General features: G+C 58.5%; 19 protein-coding genes. 11 read left to right on the plus strand and 8 right to left on the minus strand.

Going from position 1 to position 21863, the window contains the following annotated elements; translation table 11 throughout:
- Positions 1-9: 9 nt before the first annotated feature.
- From AAER43_RS05470 to AAER43_RS05480, 3 genes are all read left to right on the plus strand, one after another.
- On the plus strand, positions 10-1035 hold the full coding sequence (locus AAER43_RS05470; protein ID WP_050862671.1) for a sugar phosphate isomerase/epimerase: 1026 nt from the start codon (positions 10-12) through the stop codon (positions 1033-1035).
- Entirely contained in the window at positions 1028-2170 is a 1143-nt protein-coding gene (locus tag AAER43_RS05475; RefSeq protein WP_014882867.1) for a Gfo/Idh/MocA family oxidoreductase, read from the plus strand. Before AAER43_RS05470 ends, AAER43_RS05475 begins: the two co-directional genes overlap by 8 nt.
- Positions 2171-2245: 75 nt before the next feature.
- Positions 2246-3217: a LacI family DNA-binding transcriptional regulator gene (locus AAER43_RS05480; protein ID WP_014882868.1), complete on the plus strand. Its 972-nt coding sequence runs from the start codon at positions 2246-2248 to the stop codon at positions 3215-3217.
- On the opposite strand, the gene AAER43_RS05485 is transcribed toward AAER43_RS05480, so the two are convergent.
- Entirely contained in the window at positions 3218-4462 is a 1245-nt protein-coding gene (locus AAER43_RS05485; protein WP_023336853.1) for a mechanosensitive ion channel family protein, read from the minus strand.
- A 66-nt stretch (positions 4463-4528) separates the two neighbouring features.
- Positions 4529-5965, minus strand: coding sequence for an MFS transporter (locus AAER43_RS05490; protein ID WP_023336854.1), 1437 nt, complete (start codon positions 5963-5965; stop codon positions 4529-4531).
- A 113-nt stretch (positions 5966-6078) separates the two neighbouring features.
- Between AAER43_RS05490 and AAER43_RS05495 the strand changes: the two genes are divergently transcribed.
- Positions 6079-6948, plus strand: a complete 870-nt coding sequence (locus tag AAER43_RS05495; RefSeq protein ID WP_014882871.1) for a helix-turn-helix transcriptional regulator — start codon at positions 6079-6081, stop codon at positions 6946-6948.
- 153 nt (positions 6949-7101) lie between these two features.
- A complete protein-coding gene (locus AAER43_RS05500; protein ID WP_023336855.1) occupies positions 7102-7704 on the plus strand; it encodes a hypothetical protein in 603 nt (200 codons plus the stop codon).
- A 27-nt stretch (positions 7705-7731) separates the two neighbouring features.
- Here the strand turns inward: AAER43_RS05500 and nfsB are convergent, their stop codons facing one another.
- From nfsB to AAER43_RS05515, 3 genes are all read right to left on the minus strand, one after another.
- Complete coding sequence (gene nfsB / locus AAER43_RS05505; RefSeq protein WP_014882873.1) at positions 7732-8385, minus strand: oxygen-insensitive NAD(P)H nitroreductase; 654 nt, start codon at positions 8383-8385, stop codon at positions 7732-7734.
- Between the two features lie 120 nt (positions 8386-8505).
- Entirely contained in the window at positions 8506-8874 is a 369-nt protein-coding gene (locus tag AAER43_RS05510; RefSeq protein ID WP_014882874.1) for an MmcQ/YjbR family DNA-binding protein, read from the minus strand.
- Entirely contained in the window at positions 8864-9454 is a 591-nt protein-coding gene (locus AAER43_RS05515; RefSeq protein ID WP_014882875.1) for a TetR/AcrR family transcriptional regulator, read from the minus strand. The genes AAER43_RS05510 and AAER43_RS05515 overlap by 11 nt, the downstream gene beginning before the upstream one ends.
- Before the next feature lie 190 nt (positions 9455-9644).
- Between AAER43_RS05515 and AAER43_RS05520 the strand changes: the two genes are divergently transcribed.
- Both AAER43_RS05520 and AAER43_RS05525 read left to right on the plus strand, forming a co-directional pair.
- Complete coding sequence (locus tag AAER43_RS05520) at positions 9645-10748, plus strand: RomA family MBL fold metallo-hydrolase (protein WP_050862670.1); 1104 nt, start codon at positions 9645-9647, stop codon at positions 10746-10748.
- Between the two features lie 32 nt (positions 10749-10780).
- Positions 10781-11122 carry a RamA family antibiotic efflux transcriptional regulator gene (locus AAER43_RS05525; RefSeq protein ID WP_014882877.1) on the plus strand — a complete coding sequence of 114 codons (342 nt, stop codon included), beginning with the start codon at positions 10781-10783 and terminating at the stop codon, positions 11120-11122.
- A gap of 56 nt (positions 11123-11178) precedes the next feature.
- Here AAER43_RS05525 and AAER43_RS05530 read toward each other — a convergent pair whose 3' ends face one another.
- Positions 11179-11427: a DUF1158 domain-containing protein gene (locus tag AAER43_RS05530; protein ID WP_014882878.1), complete on the minus strand. Its 249-nt coding sequence runs from the start codon at positions 11425-11427 to the stop codon at positions 11179-11181.
- A gap of 488 nt (positions 11428-11915) precedes the next feature.
- Between AAER43_RS05530 and AAER43_RS05535 the strand changes: the two genes are divergently transcribed.
- The 3 genes from AAER43_RS05535 (at position 11916) to AAER43_RS05545 (ending at position 18940) form a co-directional block, all read left to right on the plus strand.
- Entirely contained in the window at positions 11916-14624 is a 2709-nt protein-coding gene (locus AAER43_RS05535) for a cation-transporting P-type ATPase (RefSeq protein WP_050862669.1), read from the plus strand.
- A gap of 110 nt (positions 14625-14734) precedes the next feature.
- On the plus strand, positions 14735-15796 hold the full coding sequence (locus AAER43_RS05540) for an efflux RND transporter periplasmic adaptor subunit (protein WP_050862668.1): 1062 nt from the start codon (positions 14735-14737) through the stop codon (positions 15794-15796).
- 9 nt (positions 15797-15805) lie between these two features.
- On the plus strand, positions 15806-18940 hold the full coding sequence (locus tag AAER43_RS05545) for an efflux RND transporter permease subunit (protein ID WP_050862667.1): 3135 nt from the start codon (positions 15806-15808) through the stop codon (positions 18938-18940).
- On the opposite strand, the gene AAER43_RS05550 is transcribed toward AAER43_RS05545, so the two are convergent.
- Positions 18891-20012: a YbdK family carboxylate-amine ligase gene (locus tag AAER43_RS05550; RefSeq protein WP_014882882.1), complete on the minus strand. Its 1122-nt coding sequence runs from the start codon at positions 20010-20012 to the stop codon at positions 18891-18893. The genes AAER43_RS05545 and AAER43_RS05550 overlap by 50 nt on opposite strands.
- A gap of 105 nt (positions 20013-20117) precedes the next feature.
- Here AAER43_RS05550 and AAER43_RS05555 point away from each other — a divergent pair, with 105 nt between their 5' ends.
- A complete protein-coding gene (locus tag AAER43_RS05555; protein ID WP_050862666.1) occupies positions 20118-21008 on the plus strand; it encodes an oxidoreductase in 891 nt (296 codons plus the stop codon).
- Here the strand turns inward: AAER43_RS05555 and AAER43_RS05560 are convergent.
- Positions 21005-21799 (minus strand): helix-turn-helix transcriptional regulator, encoded by a 795-nt coding sequence (locus AAER43_RS05560; protein WP_032637249.1) that lies wholly within the window; start codon positions 21797-21799, stop codon positions 21005-21007. The genes AAER43_RS05555 and AAER43_RS05560 overlap by 4 nt on opposite strands.
- Positions 21800-21863: the final 64 nt, after the last annotated feature.

Consider the following 21863-nt stretch of genomic DNA (forward strand, 5'->3'; position numbering starts at 1 on the left):
GGAGGGGTTATGAGGACGATGAAAGGACCGGGCATTTTTCTGTCGCAATTTATTGGCGAGAAAGCGCCGTTCAACACGCTCGACGGACTGGCAGGCTGGGCGGCGGCGAAGGGTTACAAAGCGGTGCAGATCCCCTGCAACCATCCGCCTGTTTTTGATGTGGAAAAAGCCGCTGAGAGTCAGGCCTACTGCGATGAGGTCATCGATAAGCTGGCCAGGCATGGGCTTGCGATCAGCGAGCTCTCGACTCATCTGGAAGGCCAGCTTGTGGCGGTGAACCCTGTTTACAGCGAGGCGTTTGACCACTTCGCCCCCGCCGCTGTGCGCGGTAATGATACGGCTCGTCGGGCATGGGCAAAGGAAAAGCTAAAGCAGGCGGCAGTCGCCTCGGCCAGACTCGGCCTGAAAGCGCACGCCACCTTCTCCGGCTCGCTGGCGTGGCCGTTTTTCTATCCATGGCCGCCGCATAACGAGCAGCGTTTTCAGGCGGCATTCGAGGAGCTGGCAAATCGCTGGCGACCGATTCTGGATACCTTTGACGAACAGGGCGTGGACGTCTGTTTTGAGTTGCATCCGGGCGAAGACTTGCACGACGGCGTGAGCTTCGAGCGTTTTCTGGCGCTTCTGGATAATCACCCGCGCTGCAATATCCTTTACGACCCGAGCCACATGCTGTTACAGCAGATGGATTACCTGACCTTCATCGACATTTACCACGCGCGCATCAAAGCCTTCCACGTCAAAGATGCCGAGTTCCGTCCTAATGGGCGCAGCGGCGTGTACGGTGGTTACCAGCCGTGGATCAACCGCGCCGGGCGCTTCCGTTCGCTCGGCGACGGACAGATCGACTTCAAAGGCATTTTCAGCAAGCTGACCCAGTACGATTATGACGGCTGGGCGGTGCTGGAGTGGGAGTGCTGCCTGAAAGACGGTGATACCGGCGCAAGTGAGGGAAGCGAGTTTATCCGCCGCCACATCATCCCGGTATCCGGGCGTGCGTTTGATGACTTCGCGGCAGGGGGCAGCCATGATTAACGTCGGGATTGTCGGCAGCGGGTTTATCGGCCCGGCGCATATCGAGGCGCTGCGGCGTCTCGGGTTTGTGCAGGTGGTGGCGCTCTGCGACGGCACGCTTGCCAACGCGCAGGAAAAAGCACGCCAGCTTAACGTGCCCCACGCCTGCGCCAGCGTGGCGGAACTCCTCGCACTTCCTGACCTGCACGTGGTGCACAACTGCACGCCCAATCATCTGCATGCGGAGATTAACCGTCAGATCCTGCGCGCGGGAAAACATGTCTTTTCTGAAAAACCGCTCTGCATGACGTCGGACGAGGCGCGTGACCTGGTGGCGCGGGCGGAGCAGGCTGGCGTGGTGCACGGCGTGAGCTTTGTCTATCGCCAGTTTGCGATGGTGCGCCAGGCGGAAAGCATGATGCGCGCGGGTAGCCTCGGGCGGCTATTCGCCTCACACGGCAGTTATTTACAGGACTGGATGCTGCTGGAAACCGACTACAACTGGCGGGTGGATGCCGCGCTTGGCGGGGCTTCGCGCGCGGTGGCGGATATCGGCTCCCACTGGTGCGATACGGTGCAATTTGTGACCGGCAGGCGCATTACCGAGGTCATGGCCGATCTCTCCATCGTCTGGCCGACGCGTAAGGCCAGCATGGGCGGTCATCAGACTTTCTCCCACGATGAGGCGGCGGCGTATACCAACACACCGGTCAGTACCGAAGACTTTGGCTCAGTGCTGTTCCGCTTTGACGATGGCAGCAAAGGTTGCTTTAGCGTCTCGCAGGTGAGCGCCGGGCGTAAAAATCGCCTGACGTTTGAGATTAACGGCAGCGAGCAGTCAGTGGCGTGGGATCAGGAGGTGCCGCAACAGCTGTGGATCGGCCATCGCGCGCTGGCAAATCAGACGCTCACCGACGATCCAGGCTTGATGAACCCTGACGTGGCCAGCAGCGCACACTTCCCCGGCGGGCACATCGAAGGCTGGCCTGATGCCTTTAAAAATATGATGATGCAGTTCTACCGCGCCGTGCAGGCGGGAGCGATGCCGGAGGCACCGCAGTTTGCGACCTTCCACGATGGCGCAAACGTGATGTATATCATTGATGCCATAGTGAAAAGTCATCAGCAGCAGCGTTGGGTACGCGTGGCGCAATGACGTGTTGCCCGGTTCGCCGGGCAACAAATTTATGGTAGCCTGCACAAAACGCTAACCGCAGGATGTGTCGTCGCTATGTCAATTCAGAAAATCGCTCAGCTGGCCGGGGTCTCCGTGGCGACGGTCTCCCGCGTGCTTAATAACAGCGACACCGTGAAGGCAAAAAACCGCGAGCGCGTCCTGCAGGCCATCAAAGAGAGCAACTACCAGCCTAATTTACTGGCCCGTCAGTTACGTACTGCCCGGAGCTATATGATCCTGGTGATGGTCTCAAACATTGCCAACCCGTTCTGCGCCGAAGTGGTGAAGGGCATTGAAGAAGAGGCGGAGAAAAACGGCTATCGGATCCTGCTGTGTAACTCCGGGTCGGACATCGAACGTTCCCGTTCGGGCTTAAGCCTGCTGTCGGGCAAAATCGTCGACGGCATTATCACCATGGACGCTTTCTCAAAGCTGCCGGAACTGGCCGCGCTGATTGGCTCCGCACCGTGGGTGCAGTGTGCCGAATATGCCGATGCCGGCGCGGTTTCCTGCGTGGGGATTAACGACGTTGATGCGTCGCAGCATGCCGTCAGCCAGCTTGCCGACGGTGGACGCAAACGCATCGCGATGATCAACCACGACCTGAGCTATAAATATGCCCGTCTGCGCGAGCGCGGCTATAAGAGCGTGATCCACCTGAAAGATCTGGAGTATCAGGCGGTTGAATACGCCAGCGATCTCAGCTTCCGCGCGGGGATGGTGGCGATGCAAAATCTGTTGCAGGATAATCCACCGGATGCGGTGTTTGCCGTCTCCGATACGCTGGCGGCGGGCGCACTGCGCGCCATTCAGCAGGCCGGGCTGCGGGTGCCGGAGGATATTGCTGTTGTGGGATTTGACGGCACCGAGCTGGCGGACATGATTTCGCTGACCACCATCGAACAGCCGTCGCGGGATATCGGGCGCAAGGCGGTCGACCTGCTCTTAAATAAAATCGACAACCCCGAGGCGCCCACGGAAAGAGTGATGATGGACTGGCGCTTTATTTCCCGCGCCAGTACCTGATTATTGCGCTATAACCCCTGCCAGGGAGCGAATATCGTTCCCGGTAGGTGACTGATGAATACGCAGACCAAACTCCTCCACCACCGCAAAAATATGATCGAAGATGTCAGCCTGAATCTCCTCATATTCTGCCCAGATCACCGTGTTGGTGAAAGCGTATATTTCAATCGGCAGGCCGTTGGCATCCGGTGCCAGCTGACGCACCATTAACGTCATATCTTTGCGAATGCGCGGGTGGTTACGCAGATATTCATTCAGGTAGGCGCGGAAGGTACCAATATTGGTCATTTTGCGCAGGTCTAATACCGATTCACCTTCGCCATTTTTCCGATTCCACAGGCTAATTTCCTCATGTCGTGCGGCCAGATACGGCTTGAGCAGTTTCGCCTGAATCAGCTTCTGCTGCTCCTGCTCGTCCAGGAAGTGAATGCTGGTGGTATCGATATTCAGGCTGCGCTTAATGCGTCGGCCGCCGGAGGCCGACATGCCGCTCCAGTTGATAAAGGCGTCAGAGACCAGCGCCCACGTTGGGATCGTGGTGATGGTGTTATCGAAGTTGCGCACTTTAACGGTGGTCAGGCCGATGTCCGTAACCGTGCCGTTGGCACCGTATTTCGGCATCTCCAGCCAGTCGCCAAGCTTGAGCATGTCGTTGGCGGAAAGCTGGATCCCGGCGACCAGTCCCAGTATCGGGTCTTTAAAGACCAGCATCAGAACGGCGGCCATAGCACCCAGGCCGCTAATCAAAATGGCCGGTGACTGACCGATCAGCAGAGAGATAATTAAGATCCCCACCAGAATCGCGCTCACCAGCTTGATGCCCTGGAAGATCCCTTTCAGCGGCAGCTGTGAGGCGGTCGCCATTTTCTGCGACAGATTGAATATGACGTCCAGCAGCGAGAAGAAGGAGAGCAGGGCATACACCATCACCCACAGCTTCGCGCAGGTGGTGAGCATTTCTGCAGCTTCGCTCCCTTTTTGCAGCCAGAGAACGGCCTGAACGTTGACGATTATCCCCTGAAGGGTAAATGCCAGACGGTGAAATAATTTATTCTGGGTAATGATCTGCAACCATAAATGGCTGCTGGCCCGGGCGCGTTTCTCGAATGCGCGCAGCACGACTTTGTGCAGAATAAAATGAACGATGATGGCAGTAAGAAAAATAATACCAAAGATAATCACTAAAGAGGTGGTGTGATTAATTTCAATGCCTAACTCTTCAACCTGAGCAATTAATTCCTGCATAACGTCTCCTGTATTGATGCAGCCCCATAATGGCGGCTGCGGATCTATTATGCAAATACCTCAGGCTTATTTGCTGGCCTGGCAGACCTTCACGACGGGTAAACACAGCCGATGACGGATGCGCAGCGTTGCCAGCGCCAGGATGACCATCAGGCCGGTTTCCACCGTCAGGAAAAGGTTAATCGCCTGGGCGTAATCCCCGTGATGATGTTGCAGCCCGTGCAGCAAAATCGCCCCGAAAATGGCCGGGCCAAGCCCCAGCGCGGCCTGCTGCAGGGTGCTTAAGATGGCGCTGGCGGCCCCTGCGTCATCAGGCTGAATATCGCGCATCCCGATGCGGTAGAAGCTGTTCACAATCAGCGCCTGACCGTAGCCTACCAGCCCGGTGGCTGGCGCCAGCGTCAGCGCCGTATTTTGCACTCCCCAGTAGCGGAACGTGGCGATCAGCGCCAGCAGGCCGATTATCTGGATTGCCAGGCCGGTGAGCAGAATCGTGCTGGTGCTGTAGCGCGCAATCAGCCGCGGCGCGAACCACGCGGAGATAAAATAGGTCACCCCGAGGGCGATAAAACTGTTCCCGGACTGCCACGGCGCCATCCCCAGACCCGTTTGCATGGTCAGCGCCATACAGAACATAAACCCGGACCAGACGCTGAAAAAGAGCAGCGCAATCACGATGCCAAAGCGAACGCTGCGGAGCTGAAGCAGACGCGGTGGGATCAGCGGATGGGCATTTCCACGCTCTTTTTTGCGCGCATTCTGTGCCATCAGCCATGCCAGCGGAATAATGGCGAGAAGCATAACCTTTAGCGACCACGGCCAGTGCCACTGTGGGCCGAGCGCCATCGGGAACAGCAGACAGCAGAGCATGATGGCCAGCAAGACGGTCCCTGCCCAGTCGATGCGCGACGGCGTTTCACGGCGGGTTTCCGGCACGTAGCGACGGCTCAGCGCCAGCACCACCAGGCAGATAGGGACGTTAATAAAGAAGGCGTTACGCCAGCCCAGTCCGGCGATATCCGCCGATACCAGCCAGCCGCCGCCCATCTGGCCGACGATAAACGCAATCCCCCCAATGCCGCCGAACAGGCTAATCGCCTTCGCGTGGGCGGTGCCTTTTAACGTGACGTGCAGCGTGGCAAGAATTTGCGGCATGATCAGGGCGGCACCCGCCCCCTGAACAATACGCGCGGCCAGCAGTTGTTCAATGTTCCCCGCCATTCCGCACAGCAGCGAGGCCAGGCCAAAGATTGCCACACCCCACATAAACAGGCGACGGCGGCCAAGATTATCTCCCAGCTTGCTGCCAAGTGCGAGGCAGACGGCAAACGCCACGCCATAAAGCGCGACAATCAGCTCCAGCTCGGTGGCGGTAGCGTGCAGTGAATGGGTAATGGCGTCCAGCGCCACGTTAGTGATTGAGGTATCAATCATGGGTAGCATCTGGCCGGTTAAAAGCAATATCAGGCCTGCGCGACCCGGTGAAACAACTGACGTATTCATGGTAACTCCATTGCGTCATTCATCAGATGGTCGTAGCATCAACCATCTGATAAACGGGTACCAGTTCTTGCTTATACTGGTACTGGTACTGGCACTACCATGCAGGGGGATTTATGGCGTTGATGTCTGAACCCGTCGCCTCACTTCAGGATGACACGCGAAAACAGCTGGGCGCATTTTTACGCGCCCGGCGTGAAAGCCTCGATCCGCAGCGTCTCGGTTTGCCGCGCAGCGGACGCCGCCGCACGCCGGGTCTGCGCCGCGAAGAGGTGGCGATGCTCGCCGACGTGGGTGTGACCTGGTATACCTGGCTTGAGCAGGGCAGGGACGTCAATCCGTCCAGCGCGGTGATGGCAGCCATAGCGAAAGCCCTGCAGTGTACTCCGACCGAAGCCCGGCATCTTTTCGTGCTCGCCGGTTTGCCGCCGGGCGAAGCACCGCAGGCGGTCTGCTGCGAGGGGATCAGCGAAGGCACGCGTCGCCTGCTGGATACGCTGATGCCAAAACCTGCCAGCATCCAGAAACCCAATTTCGATATCGTGGCGTGGAACGACAGTTTTGGGCATCTGATGGGCGTTGATTTCAATGAAATCCCGCCGGAGGACCGCAACTGTATTTACCTGTTTCTCACCCATCCCGCGTGGCGCGCGCGGCTCGGCAGACGCGATGATGTGCTGCCGATTTTTGTCTCCTATTTCCGCGCGGCGATGGCCGAGCACCGGGGCGACCCGCTGTGGGAAGCTAAACTGGCGCGCTTCTTTGCGGTGTCTGAGGAGTTCAAAACGCTGTGGCACCAGCGCAACGACGTGCGCGGCGTGGAGAACCAGCTCAAGCTGTTTACCCATCCCGAGCTGGGGGATTTTACGCTGCAGCAGATGTACTGGTACTCCGCACCGCGAAACGGGTCGCGGCTGCTGGTCTATTTACCGGTGGACGAGGCGGGGGAGAGGGCGATGGCATGGCTGGCGGAACAGGCTAAATAATTTTTTTGCGAGACGTTTTCAGGGAATCAGCACGGATCCTGCCGTGTCGGTTCACATTGCGTAAGATAAGGTCTGAATGAGACCAACCTGCTGAATCTACATCATTTAGATGAGTAGTGAAGTGGACTATACTTACGCGATGAGAAACCACCGATGTCGCCACTGATGATTGATTCCGCAGAATTTAGCCAAAAACTTGGGCTTATCACTCAAAACGTTGAACATACTGAAGCGTTTCTGTTGCGGGGCACGGTGGATTTTCATCTGCCAGGTTTTTTGTTGCCTGTGGGGTATCGGCTTCTGAAGTCGCGCTATAGCGATGAATACCGTCTCGTGACCACCGACGACGGTAAGCCTTATACGGCATATGCCGTGAAGCTGACGTTTCATAAAGAAATTACCTTTCCTCACGGTGCCGCCACGCAAGTGATGGTCTGGCGTACGCCCCGCGCGGTCCATCAATCCGTTATCAGCGGGTTGCCACAACTTTTCTTTCAGTGGGTGCTCAGCGAATACGATATCGTGGTCTCAGACAGCGAGCAAACGGGAGACGGGCAGCGGTTTTGGTTGCGGATGATAGACTGGGCGTTCAGCATGAATTACCAGATAAGCGTGGCGGACGGTACGGTAGGCGCAGAGTGGGAATTAACACCAGTGAGTTCATACGCTGAACTGGAAGAACGCTGGATTGCTTTTGCCTGGGGAAACGATCGTGATGTTCATCCGCATCGCAGACTGGTCATCAGTAAAACGTAACGGGCCGCGCGCGGCGGCCCGTCGGGATTAGCACTCGGTCACAATCGTGCTCAGCGGCAGGCGAGACTTCGGCAGCGTGGCGTTGAAATCTTCCACGCTGTGATGGCCAACCGGCACCACCACTACGCTGGTGAAGCCTTTCTCTTTCAGGCCAAACTCTTCGTCGAGGATCGCGGCATCGAAACCTTCGATTGGCACTGCATCCAGACCCATGGCACCCACGCCCAGCAGGAAATTACCGACGTTCAGGTAAACCTGTTTCGCCATCCACTGGTCATCATCTTTCAGATCCACACGGTGCATATCGGCGAAGTAAGTCCGGCCCTTATGGTTCGCGGCTTTGGCTTCTGGCGTGTTAAAACGACCATCGGCTTCTTCCTGATCCACGACGCGCTCAAGCCAGGCATCGTCCATCGCGGTTTTCGCGCAGAACACCACCACGTGAGAGGCGTCCAGCATTTTGCGTTCGTTGAACACATAGGTCCCTGCGGCGGATTTCGCCACGCGCGCTTTACCTTCCTCGGTGCTGGCCACAATAAAGTGCCACGGCTGGGAGTTGGTGCTGGACGGGCTGTACTGCAGCAGGGTTTTGATTTTTTCTGCTTCTTCAGCGGTCAGTTTTTTAGTCGGGTCGAACGCCTTCGTGGAGTGGCGTTTCAGGGCGACAGAAATGATATCCATAACTACTCCTGGTAATGAAATTCGCCCGTACGCGGGCGCGAAAGGAGAGCAGATTACCGCGCAAAGCGGCAAAAGATAAGTGCATTTCGAGCGCTTAATCTGTTCGTCTCAGACGAACAATCAGGCGGGGCGTATCCACTTCTGGTCTTTCTTAGGCAGTTTATCAACGACCAGATTCCAGGAATCTGCAATCAGGTCGGCAACCAGTTCCGGGGTGATGTCCTCGGTGCCGTAAAGGGAAATCCAGTGTTTTTTATTCAGATGGTAACCAGGCTCAACGCCCCGGTAGATCTGCTGATTTAACAGCGACGTTTCCGGATCGGATTTCAGGCTAACGTGCGGCCGTCCGTGTGCGGTTGCCATCAGCATGAAAATTTTCCCGCCGACCTTGAAGACGTCGTACTCCGGGCCGAACGGCCAGCAGTGTTCGGTAAAAGGCATCTCCAGCGCGACGCGCTTCGCGTGTTCCTGCAAGGATTTACTGTCCATCGCTCTCCTCCTGAGCCAGTCCGCGCCACATCACCTCAAAACCCAGGGCTTTAAAATCGACGGCGCGGGACGGATCGCGGGTGGCAAATTCCATTGTGCTTTCGGCCAGCGATAAAAACAGCGCATCGCCAAACGTTTTGAATTCATCCGACATAAACACCGGGCGCACCGAACGACGGCACAGTTCATGCAGTTCCGGGAACATCTCTTTTACCGCCATTTCCGTTTCGGCGCTCAGCTTTTCACTGACCCCAATCTGGCGAATAGCCGCATGCGCCACGGGGTTACGAATCCCCCAGTCCACATAGCTGTTCCAGATATTGCGGGTATGTTCTTTCGGCAGCGTGATGGTGCGATCGAGGTTCGCCAGCATGGTCTGGCAGAGATCCTGCTTCAGGTGCAGATAGAGGGCATTCAGCAGATCGTCTTTGGTAGCAAAGTAGCGGAACAGGGTGCCTTCGGCGACACCCGCCTTACGGGCAATGAGCGCCGTTGAGGCGGCAATACCTGACTGTGCAAATGCCGCCGTTGCGGCGTCCAGTAAGGCCTGTTTTTTATCTTCACTCTTCGGACGTGCCACTAAATTTTTCCCCCTTTCACTGATAAAAACCCCGATTGAAACACGTGCTTTGACACGCTGCAACGCGGAATGTCAAAGATCGAAAACGTCTTGACGACTTTCTCATCATATCTATAATGAGTGCTTACTCACTCATAATCAAGTTTACCCCACGCAAACCATCGGATGGCTCGCGTTTTCGGGTCAGGATATGAAAAAAACTCTCTTCATCTGCGTGGTGTTCGTCATGATTATTGCTTCAGCTGCGAGTTTACCGTTTGTTCTGAATGCCGGTTTTGGCCAGCCACCGCAGGGTGCGCAGCTCACGGAAGTGGAAGCGTCTCCGCACTACTACGAGGGGAAATTCCACAATACGCTCCCGACGCCTGGCTTTACCGGCCAACAAAATATGCTGGTGGCGTGGTGGCAATTTCTGACCCGTAAAACCGAAAACGCCCGCCCGGCTCAGCCGCTGCCGCTGGTGAAAACCGATCTGGCGAGCCTGCCGCTGGAGCAGGACACGCTGGTGTGGCTCGGCCACTCCTCCTGGTATCTGCAGCTGGCGGGAAAACGCATCCTGATCGACCCGGTCCTTGGTAACTATGCCGCGCCGTTTTCGTTTCTCAATAAAGCCTTTGCGGGGGAGTATCCGTGGCGCGCGGCGAACATGCCGGAGATCGACCTGCTGATTATCTCTCACGATCACTACGACCACCTGGATTACGCCACCATCAGGGCGTTATTGCCGAAGGTGAAACGCGTGGTGACGCCGCTCGGGGTAGGGTCACACCTGCGCTACTGGGGGATGAAGCCAGAGATTATCGACGAACGCGACTGGAACCAGTCGGTGCACATCAGCGATGCGCTGACGGTTCACCTGTTGCCCGCGCGTCACTTCTCCGGGCGAGGCATTAAACGTGACCAGACGCTGTGGGGCAGCTTTATGTTTGTCACCCCAGAGCAGAAGATCTACTACAGCGGAGATTCTGGCTACGGCCCGCACTTTAAGGCAATCGGCGAGCAGTTTGGTGATGTGGATTTAGCCATCATGGAAAACGGCCAGTATGACCAGGACTGGAAGTACATCCACATGCTGCCAGAGGAGACGGCTCAGGCGTCGGTCGACCTGAATGCAAAGGCGGTGGTGCCGGGGCATAACGGTCGTTTTGTGCTGGCGAAACACACCTGGAACGACCCACTGATCCAGCTGGCAAAAGCCAGCAAGGATAAAAACTATCGACTGCTCACGCCGGAACTGGGCGAGCCCGTTCGGGTGAGTGATACCACACAAACTTTTCGTCAGTGGTGGGAATAATGTTTAAGCAAGAAGCAGAAGGGGAGAGCAGTATGACCATTTCCGCTCAAGTCATTGATACGATCGTCGAATGGATCGACGACAACCTGCACCAGCCGTTACGCATTGAAGACATTGCCCGCCATGCGGGTTACTCCAAATGGCATTTGCAGCGGCTGTTTATGCAGTATAAAGGTGAAAGCCTGGGGCGCTATATTCGCGAACGCAAGCTGTTGCTGGCGGCGCGGGATCTGCGTGAATCGGACGAGCGCGTTTATGAGATCTGCCTGCGCTACGGGTTTGAATCGCAGCAGACGTTCACGCGCATCTTTACCCGCACCTTCCATCAGCCGCCAGGGGCGTACCGCAAGGAAAACCACAGTCGGACGCACTGAAACTGACAACACACAGGCCGGGTAAGGCGAAGCTGCTACCCGGCTTTTTTATGCATTCATGACGCCAGTGAAAACCAGCGGCGCCAGACGAAACGCAGCACGACGAATTCGATAGCGCCAAGCAGTAAAAACCACACGCAAAACAAAATGGTGTAAAGCTGGTTCAGATCGACCATGTGAAAGGTCGTCATCAGCTTTTGCGCCAGCACCAGGCCCAGCGACGGCGCGGGCAACAGCAGGCAAGAGATCAGCGCCAGTAATAAAATGCCCCCGGCAGTCAGCAGCGATTCTAACGGATGTTTCATCGTAATGTTAATCGTCAGTTAAAAATGTCATTGTCCGGCATCCTTTAACGTAAAGCAATATCAACCTGCCTGGGCTTTTTTAATGAAATAATCACCTTCTCCGGCAAATAAAGCGCGTAAGGAGAATGATTTAATCGTGGTAATTAAATTAATATTGTGCCATGTAAATAAATGTCTGCATCATGAAAATAATTTTACAAAACTATATGTGCTATATCCAATTAACGTCGCAATAACAATGGCTGCGACAATGTATAACGCCAGGCGTCGTTCGCGATAAATACCAAACATGCTTCCCCCTCGTTTAGCATTGGTTTAGAAATATTTTGTAAAAATCAGCTTGTCGAAATAATCGTAATTAATTTTGAATAACCCAGCGGTAAATATATTGCGGTAGATCAATTTTAGCCGCAAGACTTAAAAATGAATAAATTAAAGCCCGAAAGGAATTCAGGCTTCTGTTCACCGGATATTGAAGGAAAAATACGATGACCGAAAAAAAATTATCCCCAAACATGCCGCCTTCCGGCGGGCTGGCATACCAGCAGACTTTAGAGCAGGTGCTGGCTCATACGCAGAGCCAGGTGAGCGGTCTGGACCGCGCAGAGGCGCAGGCGCGTCTGCAAAAACATGGCCCGAATGCATTGCCGGAGAAAAAAGGCAAGCCGGGCTGGCTGCGCTTTCTCGCGCATTTTAACGATGTACTGATTTACGTCCTGCTTGCCGCCGCGGTATTAACGGCGGTCATGGGGCATTGGGTTGATACGCTGGTTATTTTAGGCGTGGCGGTTATCAATGCCTTAATTGGTCATATTCAGGAAAGCAACGCGGAAAAATCCCTGAAGAGTATTCGTAACATGCTCTCCAGCGAAGCGCGCGTCATTCGTAATGGCAATCATGAAACGCTCCCCACAACTGAAATAGTCCCGGGCGATATTATTGTATTACGCGCCGGGGATCGTATTCCGGCGGATATGCGTTTAATTGAGGCGCATAATTTACGCGTGGAAGAGGCGATTCTGACCGGTGAATCCACCGTGGTGGATAAACATACTCAGCCGCTGAACGGTGAGCTGCCGCTGGGCGATCGCACCAACCTGGTCTTCTCCGGCACTACCGTGAGCGCGGGCGGTGGCGTGGGCGTGGTTATTGCCACCGGGCAGGAGACCGAGCTTGGCCATATCAATCAGATGATGGCGGGCATTGAAAAACACCGCACGCCGCTGCTGGTGCAGATGGACAAGCTGGGTAAGGCGATCTTCGCCATTATTCTGGCGATGATGGCCGCGCTGTTTGTCTTCAGCCTGGCATTCCGCGAGATCCCAATGGGCGAGCTGCTGCTCTCCCTCATCAGCCTGGCGGTCGCCTCCGTACCGGAAGGTCTGCCTGCAATTATCTCCATTATCCTTTCCCTGGGCGTGCAGGCGATGGCGCGCAAGCGGGCGATCATCCGCAAGCTGCCGACGGTTGAAACTCTGGGCGCGATGACCGTGGTCTGCTCGGATAAAACCGGCACCCTGACCATGAACGAGATGACGGTCAAAGCCATCATCACCGCCGACACCTGCTACCGCGTGGACGGCAACAGCTATGAGCCGGTGGGCAACATTTATCTGGAAGGCAGCGATGAGCCAGTGCAGATCCAGCCGGGCACCGTGCTGGAGCAGTACCTGCGCACTATTGACCTCTGTAACGACAGCCAGCTGATTCAGGACGAGCGCGGCCTGTGGGGCATCACCGGGGGGCCAACCGAGGGCGCGCTGAAGGTGCTGGCGGCGAAAGCCAACCTCGCGCCGGTAACAACGACGCTGGTTAACAAGATCCCGTTTGACTCGCAGTACAAGTACATGAGCACCCACTATCAGATTGGCTGCGAGGAGCAGATCCTGATCACCGGCGCGCCGGACGTCATTTTCGCCCTGTGCGCGCAGCAGCAAACCCGCCACGGTGCAGACGCTTTCAACCGCGCGTACTGGGAAAACGAGATGGAGCGCTATGCGCGTCAGGGACTGCGCATGGTTGCGGCGGCGTTTAAGCCAGCCAATGGCGAAACGGCGCTCACGCACGACGATCTGAGCCACGGGCTGATCTTCCTCGGCATTGCCGGAATGATGGATCCGCCGCGCCCGGAGGCGATTGATGCCATTAACGCCTGTCAGCAGGCGGGGATCCGCGTGAAGATGATCACCGGGGATCACCCGCAGACGGCGATGAGCATCGGCCAGATGCTGGGGATCACCAACAGCGAGCAGGCGGTGACCGGCTATCAGCTTGAGAAGATGAACGATGCCGAGCTGGCGGATGCGGCGGTGACCTATGACATCTTTGCCCGTACCAGCCCGGAGCATAAGCTGCGCCTGGTGAAAGCGCTGCAGGAGAAAGGTGAAATCGTCGGTATGACCGGCGACGGCGTGAACGATGCCCCGGCGCTGCGTCAGGCGGATGTCGGCATCGCAATGGGCATCAAAGGCACGGAAGTGACCAAAGAGGCGGCGGACATGGTCCTGACGGACGATAACTTCGCCACCATCGCCAGCGCGGTGAAAGAGGGGCGTCGCGTTTACGACAACCTGAAGAAGACCATCCTGTTCATCATGCCGACCAACCTGGCGCAGGGGCTATTGATTGTGATTGCGCTGCTGGCGGGGAACATCATTCCGCTGACGCCGGTGCTGATTCTGTGGATGAACATGGCGACCTCCGCCACGCTCTCCTTCGGTCTGGCCTTTGAAGCCGCCGAGCGCAATATCATGCGCCGTCCACCACGTCAGACCGGGCAGCACGTGATGGACGCCTACGCGGTGTGGCGCGTGGCCTTTGTCGGCACCATGATTGCCATTGCCGCCTTTGCGCTGGAGGCCTGGCTGGCCCCGCGCGGCCACAGCGCGGAGTTCATCCGCACCGTGCTGCTGCAGATGCTGGTCTGCGCCCAGTGGGTGTACATGATTAACTGCCGCAACACTGAAGGGTTCTCCCTGAACCGTGGTCTGCTGGCGAATAAAGGCATCTGGCTGGTCACGGGCGTGTTGTTCCTGCTCCAGGCCGCCATCATCTACCTGCCGTTTATGCAGATGCTGTTTGGCACCGAAGCGCTGCCGCTCCGCTACTGGTTTGTGACGCTGGCGGTTGCAATGGGAATGTTCTTCGTCGTCGAAATCGAGAAGCGACTGACCCGCAGGTTCCGTAAGGCTGCATAACAAAACCTTACCCCTCACCCTAACCCTCTCCCACAGGGAGAGGGAACTCTGACCTCCCTCGCCCTGTGGGAGAGGGCGGGGTGAGGGGGAAATCACGCTGAGGTACTTCCATGAAATTCCCACTCCTGTTCGCACTCCTTGCCTGCACCCTGCAACCCGTCTTCGCCGCCATTCCCGTGCGCGTCGCCAACGTGGAGCAGACCGCCCACGCCGCCGAGCGTCAGATCCCGGGGCGCATTGAAGCCATCCACACCGTTGAGCTGCGCGCCCGCACGGAAGGTGTTATCACTAAAATCCACTTTCGCGACGGGCAGTATGTGAAAAAAGGGGATGTGCTGTTTGAGCTGGACGATGCCGAGCCGCGTGCCGCCGTGCGTCTGGCGCAGGCCGAAGTCAACAGCGCTGAAGCCACGCTGCGCCAGGCGCAGCAGCAGCTTTCCCGCTTTGAAAGCCTGGGCAGCAGCAAGGCCATCAGCCGTCATGACGTGGACAACGCGCGTATGCAGCGCGACGTCGCCCGCGCCGCGCTGGAGCAGGCCAAAGCCCGGCTCGACGCACGCAACGTCACCCTGAACTACACCCGCATCACCTCGCCGATTGACGGTCGCGTGGGGCACATCAACTTCCACGCAGGTAGCCTGGTCAACCCCGCAAGCGGCGTGCTGGTGGAGGTAGTACAGCTTGATCCGATCCGCATCGCTTTTGCGCTGGAAGAGGGCGCCTTTGCCACCAAAGCCGGACAGCATGCAGATATCAGCGCCATGAAACAGGCGTGGCAGGTATTCATTGACAGCAACGGACAGCGTATCCGCGGTGAACTGACCTCGGTGGATAACCGCATCGACCCGCGCACCGCTAGCGTGATGCTGCGCGCCGGGTTTGCGAACCCGCGCCATCAGCTGTTGCCCGGCGGCAACGTAAATGTGACGCTGCGCCCGGCCAGCGAGCAGCCGGTACTGACGCTCCCTGCCGCTGCGGTCCAGCAGAATGGCGATGGATTCTTTGCCTGGGTGGTGAGTGCCGACGGAAACGCCGAAAAACGCCCGCTAAAAATTGCCGGGCAGGTTGGGCAGCTGTTCCAGATTGCTTCCGGTGTTAAGCCTGGTGAGCGAGCGATCACTGACGGTGCACAGCGTGTACAGCCCGGTGCTGCCGTCCAGATACTGAATTAAGGAGCCATCATGCTGACGTTTTTCATCAAACGCCCGCGCTTTGCGATGGTGATAGCGCTGGTCATTACCCTGCTGGGGGCCATCGCGCTGAAGATTATCCCGGTGGAGCAGTATCCGCAGATCACGCCGCCGGTGGTGAATGTCTCTGCCAGCTGGCCGGGGGCCAGTTCGGCTGACGTGGCGGAGGCCATCGCCACGCCGCTGGAGACGCAGCTTAACGGCGTGGATCACATGCTGTACATGGAGTCCACGAGTTCGGATGAAGGCACCTACAGCCTTAACATCACCTTTGCCGCGGGGACCGATCCGGATTTAGCCGCCATCGACGTGCAAAACCGCGTGGCGCAGGCCGTGGCGCAACTGCCAGCGGAGGCGCAGCAAAACGGCGTGCAGGTGCGCAAACGCGCCACCAATCTGATGATGGGGGTAAGTCTTTACTCACCTGACAATACCCACACGCCGCTGTTCGTCAGTAACTACGCTAGCACCCAGGTGCGCGAGGCGCTGTCGCGCCTGCCGGGCGTCGGTCAGGTGCAGATGTTTGGCGCGCGCGACTACAGCATGCGCATCTGGCTGCGTCCGGACCGCATGAACGCCCTGAACGTTACCACGGACGACGTGGCGCAGGCGCTGCGCGAGCAGAACGTGCAGGGAGCGGCGGGCCAGGTCGGCACGCCGCCGGTGTTTAACGGCCAGCAGCAGACCCTGACCATCAACGGGCTGGGGCGCCTGAACCAGGCTGATGATTTTGCTGACATCATTATCCGTGCCGGCGAGATGGGCCAGCTGGTGCGCCTGAAGGACGTCGCCACCATCGAGCTTGGCTCGCGTAGCTACAGCTCCGGCGCGCAGCTGAACGGACACGACTCCGCCTACCTCGGCATCTACCCGACACCGTCCGCCAACGCCCTGCGCGTGGCCGACGCGGTGCGCGCCGAGCTGGAGCGCCTCGCGTCGCGCTTCCCGGACGACCTGGTCTACGAGGTGAAATTCGATACCACCACCTTCGTTGCGGCCACCATCAAGGAGATCGGCGTCTCGCTGGCGCTGACGATGCTGGCGGTCGTTGTTGTTGTATCCCTGTTCCTGCAAAGCTGGCGTGCGACGCTGATTGTTGCGCTCGCCATTCCGGTGTCGCTGGTGGGCACGTTTGCGGTGCTGTACACGCTGGGCTACTCCGCCAACACGCTCAGCCTGTTCGCCATCATTCTGGCGCTGACGATGGTGGTGGATGATGCCATCGTGGTGGTGGAGAGCGTCGAAACGCTGATGGAGGAAGGGCAGAGCCGCACGGCGGCGACCGCGCTGGCGCTGCGCCAGATTGCCGGGCCGGTGATAGCCACGACGCTAGTGCTGCTGGCGGTATTTGTGCCGGTGGCGCTGCTGCCGGGGATTGTCGGTGAGCTTTACCGCCAGTTCGCGGTCACGCTTTCCACGGCGGTCACGCTCTCAAGCCTGGTGGCGCTGACCCTGACGCCCGCGCTCTGTGCAATGCTGCTGCGCCCGCGTCCGGCACAGCCCGCTGCGATTTTTCGCGGATTCAACCGCGGGCTGGATGCCACGCGCAATCGCTATACCCGGATCGTAAGCGTATTCACCCTGCGCCCGTGGCTGGCGCTGCTGGCCACCGCAGGCGCGGCGGCCGTGGTGGCGTTCAGCTTTACGTCGATGCCAAAAGGCTTCCTGCCACAGGAGGACCAGGGCTACTTCTTTGCCAGCGTTCAGCTGCCGGAAGCCGCCTCGCTGGAGCGCACCGAAGCGGTAATGACTACCGCACGCGAATTAATCGCTAAAAATCCGGCGGTGGAAGACGTGATTCAGGTCTCCGGCTTTAACATTCTTAACGGCACCAGCGCCTCCAACGGCGGGTTTATCTCCATCATGCTCAAAGACTGGAGCGAGCGCCCGCCGCTGGACGAGGTGATGGCTACCCTGCAGCGTCAGCTGCTGGCCCTGCCGGAAGCGACCATCATGACCTTCGCGCCGCCGACCCTGCCGGGGCTGGGCAACGCCTCCGGCTTCGATCTGCGCATACAGGCGCAGGCGGGGCAAAGCCCGGCGGAGCTGGAGCGCGTGACGCGCGGGGTGCTGATGAAAGCCAATCAGCACCCGCAGCTAAGCCGCGTGTTCACCACCTGGAGCAGCAACGTCCCGCAGCTGACGCTGACCGTCGATCGCGAGCGTGCGGCCCGTCTCGACGTGCCGGTATCGCGCATCTTCAGTAGCCTGCAAACCGCCTTTGGCGGCACGCGCGCCGGGGATTTCAGCATCAACAACCGCGTCTACCACGTTGTCATGCAGAACGAAATGCAGTGGCGCGAGCGCGCTGAGCAAATCAGCGAGCTGTTTGTGCGCAGCAACAGCGGCGAGCGGGTGCGCCTGAGCAACCTCGTCACCATCACGCCGGGCGTTGGCGCGCCGTTCCTGCAGCAGTACAACCAGTTTCCGTCCGTGTCGGTGAGCGGCTCGGCGGCGGAAGGGGTGAGCAGCAGCACCGCGATGGCGGTGATGAGCGAAATTCTGGCAGAGAGCCTGCCTGCCGGATACGACTACGCCTGGAGCGGCATGTCGTATCAGGAGCAGCAGACCGGCAATCAGGCGATATGGATTGTGCTGGCAGCAGTGGTGATGGCGTGGCTGTTTCTCGTCGCCCAGTATGAGAGCTGGACGCTCCCGGCGAGCGTGATGCTCTCGGTGCTCTTCGCCCTCGGCGGGGCGCTGGTCTGGCTGTGGATGGCGGGCTACGCCAACGATGTCTACGTGCAAATTGGTCTGGTATTGCTGATCGCGCTGGCGGCCAAAAACGCGATTCTTATCGTGGAGTTCGCCCGCGCCCGGCGCATGGACGGAATGACGATTGTCGATGCGGCGAGGGAAGGGGCATCGCGCCGCTTCCGCGCGGTGATGATGACCGCCGTGTCGTTTATTATCGGCGTCATGCCAATGATGCTGGCGACCGGGGCGGGTGCCCAGAGCCGTCGCATCATTGGCACCACGGTGTTCAGCGGTATGCTGGTGGCGACCGTCGTGGGGATCGTGTTCATCCCCGCGCTGTTCGTGCTATTCCAGCGTCTGCGTGAGTGGGGCCACGGCCTTACGGACTCGTCGCCCACAGCTCGCAGTGCTTCTGAACCAGAGAAATAAGCGAGCCGCCGTCGGCAATAAAGTCCCGCATGCGCTGCGCCTCGCTCTTGCCCTGCTTTAACAGCAGGGCAATTTCAGTGATTGCGCTTGTCGCGCCGAGCTTCTCGGCCGATGGCGCAACCTGTTCCAGCAGCCAGGCGATATCTTCCGCCACGGTTTTCTGTTCGCCGGTATGCACGTCCGTCAGAATCCCCTCCAGCCCGTAGCGACAGGCCTGAAAACGGTTAAATCGGTACAGCAGAAAATCCTTCTCCTGATGCTTATATGGCCGCGTGGTCAGCAGCCAGTGGGAGGTTGCCTGGATCAGCCCGGCAATGTTTATCGCGTGGCCGAGTGTCAGCGGCGTATCCATCACCCGGACTTCCACCGTACCAAAGTGCGGGCTGGGGCGAATGTCCCAGTGCAGGTCTTTAATGCTGTCGATCATGCTGGTGGCGCTCAGGCGGCGGAACAGCCCCTCGAACGCCTGCCAGTTGTTGACCCACGGCATCTGGCCGTTATCCGGAAATCCCGAAAAAATATTCAGACGCGATGAGGCGAACTTCGTGTCCGTGCCCTGCATGTAGGGTGACGCGGCGGCGAGGGCGATAAAGTGCGGCACAAAGCGCGACAGACCGTGCAGCAGGTAAATGGCATCGTCCCCGGTTCGACAGCCGACGTGTACGTGCTGGCCGAACACCGTGGCCTGCAAAATCAGGTAGCCAAAGCGCTCCAGCGTGACGTTATAGCGCTCGTCATCGCACACCTCCTGGCGCTGCCATTTCTGGAACGGATGCGTCCCGCCGCCGCAGATCTGGATATGCTGCTCCGCCGCCGCGCGCAGAATACTCTGCTGCATCACCGAGAACTGCGCCGCTGCCTGGTCGATGGTCTGGCATACGCCGGTGGCGATTTCGAGCATGCTTTCGGTGATGTCGTGCTTCACTTCTCCGCCTTTGATGTCGTCTTTGACGGCGGCGATCAGCGCGGAAGAGTCCTGGCTCAGATCGTACCCGGGCGGATTAACCACCTGCAGTTCGAGTTCGATGCCGAGGGTGAACGGTTCAGAGGACGTGAAATCGGGTAAAGGCATGGCGCACTCCGTTGTCAGTTGTGTGTTGAGTATAGACAACGACGTGGCGCTCACTTTTCAGGGTGGTATAACTGTTAGCAGGCTTAGCGAAAAGGGGAGTTAATCATGTCTGACAATCCAGTGATTGCGCTGATAGGTCCCGGTGCGATTGGGACCACCATTGCCGCGGTGCTGCATGATGTGGGCCGCACGCCGCTGTTGTGCGGACGTACCGCACATCCGGAATTACGCCTGCGTTATGACGAGGGCGAAACGATGGTACCCGGTCCGGTCTTAACCGATCCTGCCGTCATTACGCGTCCCGCCGATCTGGTTTTTATCGCGGTAAAAACGACGCAAAATGCCGACAGCGCCGGATGGCTGCGCGCGCTGTGCGATGAAAACACCGTGGTCTGCGCCCTGCAAAACGGCGTGGAGCAGAAAGCCCAGCTTGAGCCGTGGGTCAACGGCGCAACGGTGCTGCCGTCGGTGGTCTGGTTCCCGGCACAGCGCGAGCCGGATGCCTCCGTGTGGCTGCGTGCCAAACCGCGCCTGACGCTGCCGGAGGTGCCGCAGGCGCAGCGGGTGGTGGATGCGCTTCGCGGTACGCGCTGTGAAGTGGAACTCTCGGCAGATTTCGCCACGGTCGCCTGGCGCAAGCTGCTGCAAAACGCGGTCGCCGGGCTGATGGTGCTGGCTAACCGCCGCGCCGGAATGTTCAGGCGTGAGGATATCAGTGAACTTGCGCTGGCCTATCTGCGCGAGGGGCTTACCGTTGCCCGCGCCGAGGGGGAGAAGCTTGACGATGCGGTGGCCGGGGAGATCCTGGCGAACTTTCAGCGTGCGCCTGAAGACCTGGGCACGTCGATCCTGGCCGATCGTCAGGCCAACCGTCCAATGGAGTGGGATATCCGCAACGGCGTGATTCCGCGCTATGGCCGTAAACACGGGATTGCGGTGCCCATCAGCGACGTGGTGGTGCCGCTACTGGCGGCGGGGAGCGAGGGGCCGGGTTAACGGCCGCTGTTTTTCCGTTCGGCAAAATAATGCGCGGGTGTGCTGCCCATCGCTTTTCTGAACATGGTGATAAACGCATTCACGGATTCATACCCAAGCGTTGCCGCCACGTTCTGGACAGGTACGCCGCTGGCCAGCTCCCGCAGGGCAATAATCAAATGCAGCTGCTGGCGCCAACGTCCGAAGCTCAGCCCGGTCTCGCGTTGCATCAGGCGCGCAAACGAGCGCTCGCTGAGGGCGAGCCGTTTCGCCCAGTCTTTCAGGGTGCTTCTGTCCTCAGGGCGGCTGACCAGCGCGTCGGCCATGGCGCGAATTTTCGGGTTGGTCGAGACCGGCAGGCTGAGCTTCTGCTGCGGCATGCTGGCGAGCTCATCCAGCGTGACCCGGGTCAGTCTGGCGGCGTGGCTGTCGGGAGGATAATCCACGCCTTCGCGCGTCAGGCGGTCGACCAGCTCCGTAATCAACGGCGAGATCGCCAGGGTGCAGCACCTCTCCGGCAGCGCCGCCGCGCCGGGCTCAATAAACAAATAGTTCAGGTGCGCGTTCCACGTCGCTTTCGCGCTGTGTGGGATCCCGCCGGGGATCCAGACTGCGCAGTCTGGCGGCACGATCCAGATGTCATTCTCCGCGTAACAGCTGACCGCGCCGTAACGGGCAATAATCAGCTGGCCCTTGCGATGGGTATGCACCGGCACTTCCGCAGCGTAGTCCACAAAGTCCAGATGACGCGCCACGGCAGGAGAGGCGGTAGAGTCAGGGTCATACAGCGTATTAGCGGATTGCGGCTTCATGATTCTGGCAACATTTAGGTATTTTTTGACAGAATAGAGTATTTAAGCGGGTCTGCAAGCCGGT

Source organism: Enterobacter sp. FUJ80071 (assembly GCF_038739915.1).
GTDB classification, from domain to species: Bacteria; Pseudomonadota; Gammaproteobacteria; order Enterobacterales; family Enterobacteriaceae; genus Enterobacter; species Enterobacter kobei.

Excerpts from the sequence above, each read along its gene's own strand:
- AAER43_RS05470 (WP_050862671.1), top strand. The coding sequence starts at position 10 with ATGAGGACGATGAAAGGACCGGGCATTTTTCTGTCGCAATTTATTGGC.
- AAER43_RS05475 (WP_014882867.1), top strand. The coding sequence starts at position 1,028 with ATGATTAACGTCGGGATTGTCGGCAGCGGGTTTATCGGCCCGGCGCAT.
- AAER43_RS05480 (WP_014882868.1), top strand. The coding sequence starts at position 2,246 with ATGTCAATTCAGAAAATCGCTCAGCTGGCCGGGGTCTCCGTGGCGACG.
- AAER43_RS05485 (WP_023336853.1), bottom strand. The coding sequence starts at position 4,462 with ATGCAGGAATTAATTGCTCAGGTTGAAGAGTTAGGCATTGAAATTAAT.
- AAER43_RS05490 (WP_023336854.1), bottom strand. The coding sequence starts at position 5,965 with ATGAATACGTCAGTTGTTTCACCGGGTCGCGCAGGCCTGATATTGCTT.
- AAER43_RS05495 (WP_014882871.1), top strand. The coding sequence starts at position 6,079 with ATGGCGTTGATGTCTGAACCCGTCGCCTCACTTCAGGATGACACGCGA.
- AAER43_RS05500 (WP_023336855.1), top strand. The coding sequence starts at position 7,102 with ATGTCGCCACTGATGATTGATTCCGCAGAATTTAGCCAAAAACTTGGG.
- nfsB (WP_014882873.1), bottom strand. The coding sequence starts at position 8,385 with ATGGATATCATTTCTGTCGCCCTGAAACGCCACTCCACGAAGGCGTTC.
- AAER43_RS05510 (WP_014882874.1), bottom strand. The coding sequence starts at position 8,874 with ATGGACAGTAAATCCTTGCAGGAACACGCGAAGCGCGTCGCGCTGGAG.
- AAER43_RS05520 (WP_050862670.1), top strand. The coding sequence starts at position 9,645 with ATGAAAAAAACTCTCTTCATCTGCGTGGTGTTCGTCATGATTATTGCT.
- AAER43_RS05525 (WP_014882877.1), top strand. The coding sequence starts at position 10,781 with ATGACCATTTCCGCTCAAGTCATTGATACGATCGTCGAATGGATCGAC.
- AAER43_RS05530 (WP_014882878.1), bottom strand. The coding sequence starts at position 11,427 with ATGAAACATCCGTTAGAATCGCTGCTGACTGCCGGGGGCATTTTATTA.
- AAER43_RS05535 (WP_050862669.1), top strand. The coding sequence starts at position 11,916 with ATGACCGAAAAAAAATTATCCCCAAACATGCCGCCTTCCGGCGGGCTG.
- AAER43_RS05540 (WP_050862668.1), top strand. The coding sequence starts at position 14,735 with ATGAAATTCCCACTCCTGTTCGCACTCCTTGCCTGCACCCTGCAACCC.
- AAER43_RS05545 (WP_050862667.1), top strand. The coding sequence starts at position 15,806 with ATGCTGACGTTTTTCATCAAACGCCCGCGCTTTGCGATGGTGATAGCG.
- AAER43_RS05550 (WP_014882882.1), bottom strand. The coding sequence starts at position 20,012 with ATGCCTTTACCCGATTTCACGTCCTCTGAACCGTTCACCCTCGGCATC.
- AAER43_RS05555 (WP_050862666.1), top strand. The coding sequence starts at position 20,118 with ATGTCTGACAATCCAGTGATTGCGCTGATAGGTCCCGGTGCGATTGGG.
- AAER43_RS05560 (WP_032637249.1), bottom strand. The coding sequence starts at position 21,799 with ATGAAGCCGCAATCCGCTAATACGCTGTATGACCCTGACTCTACCGCC.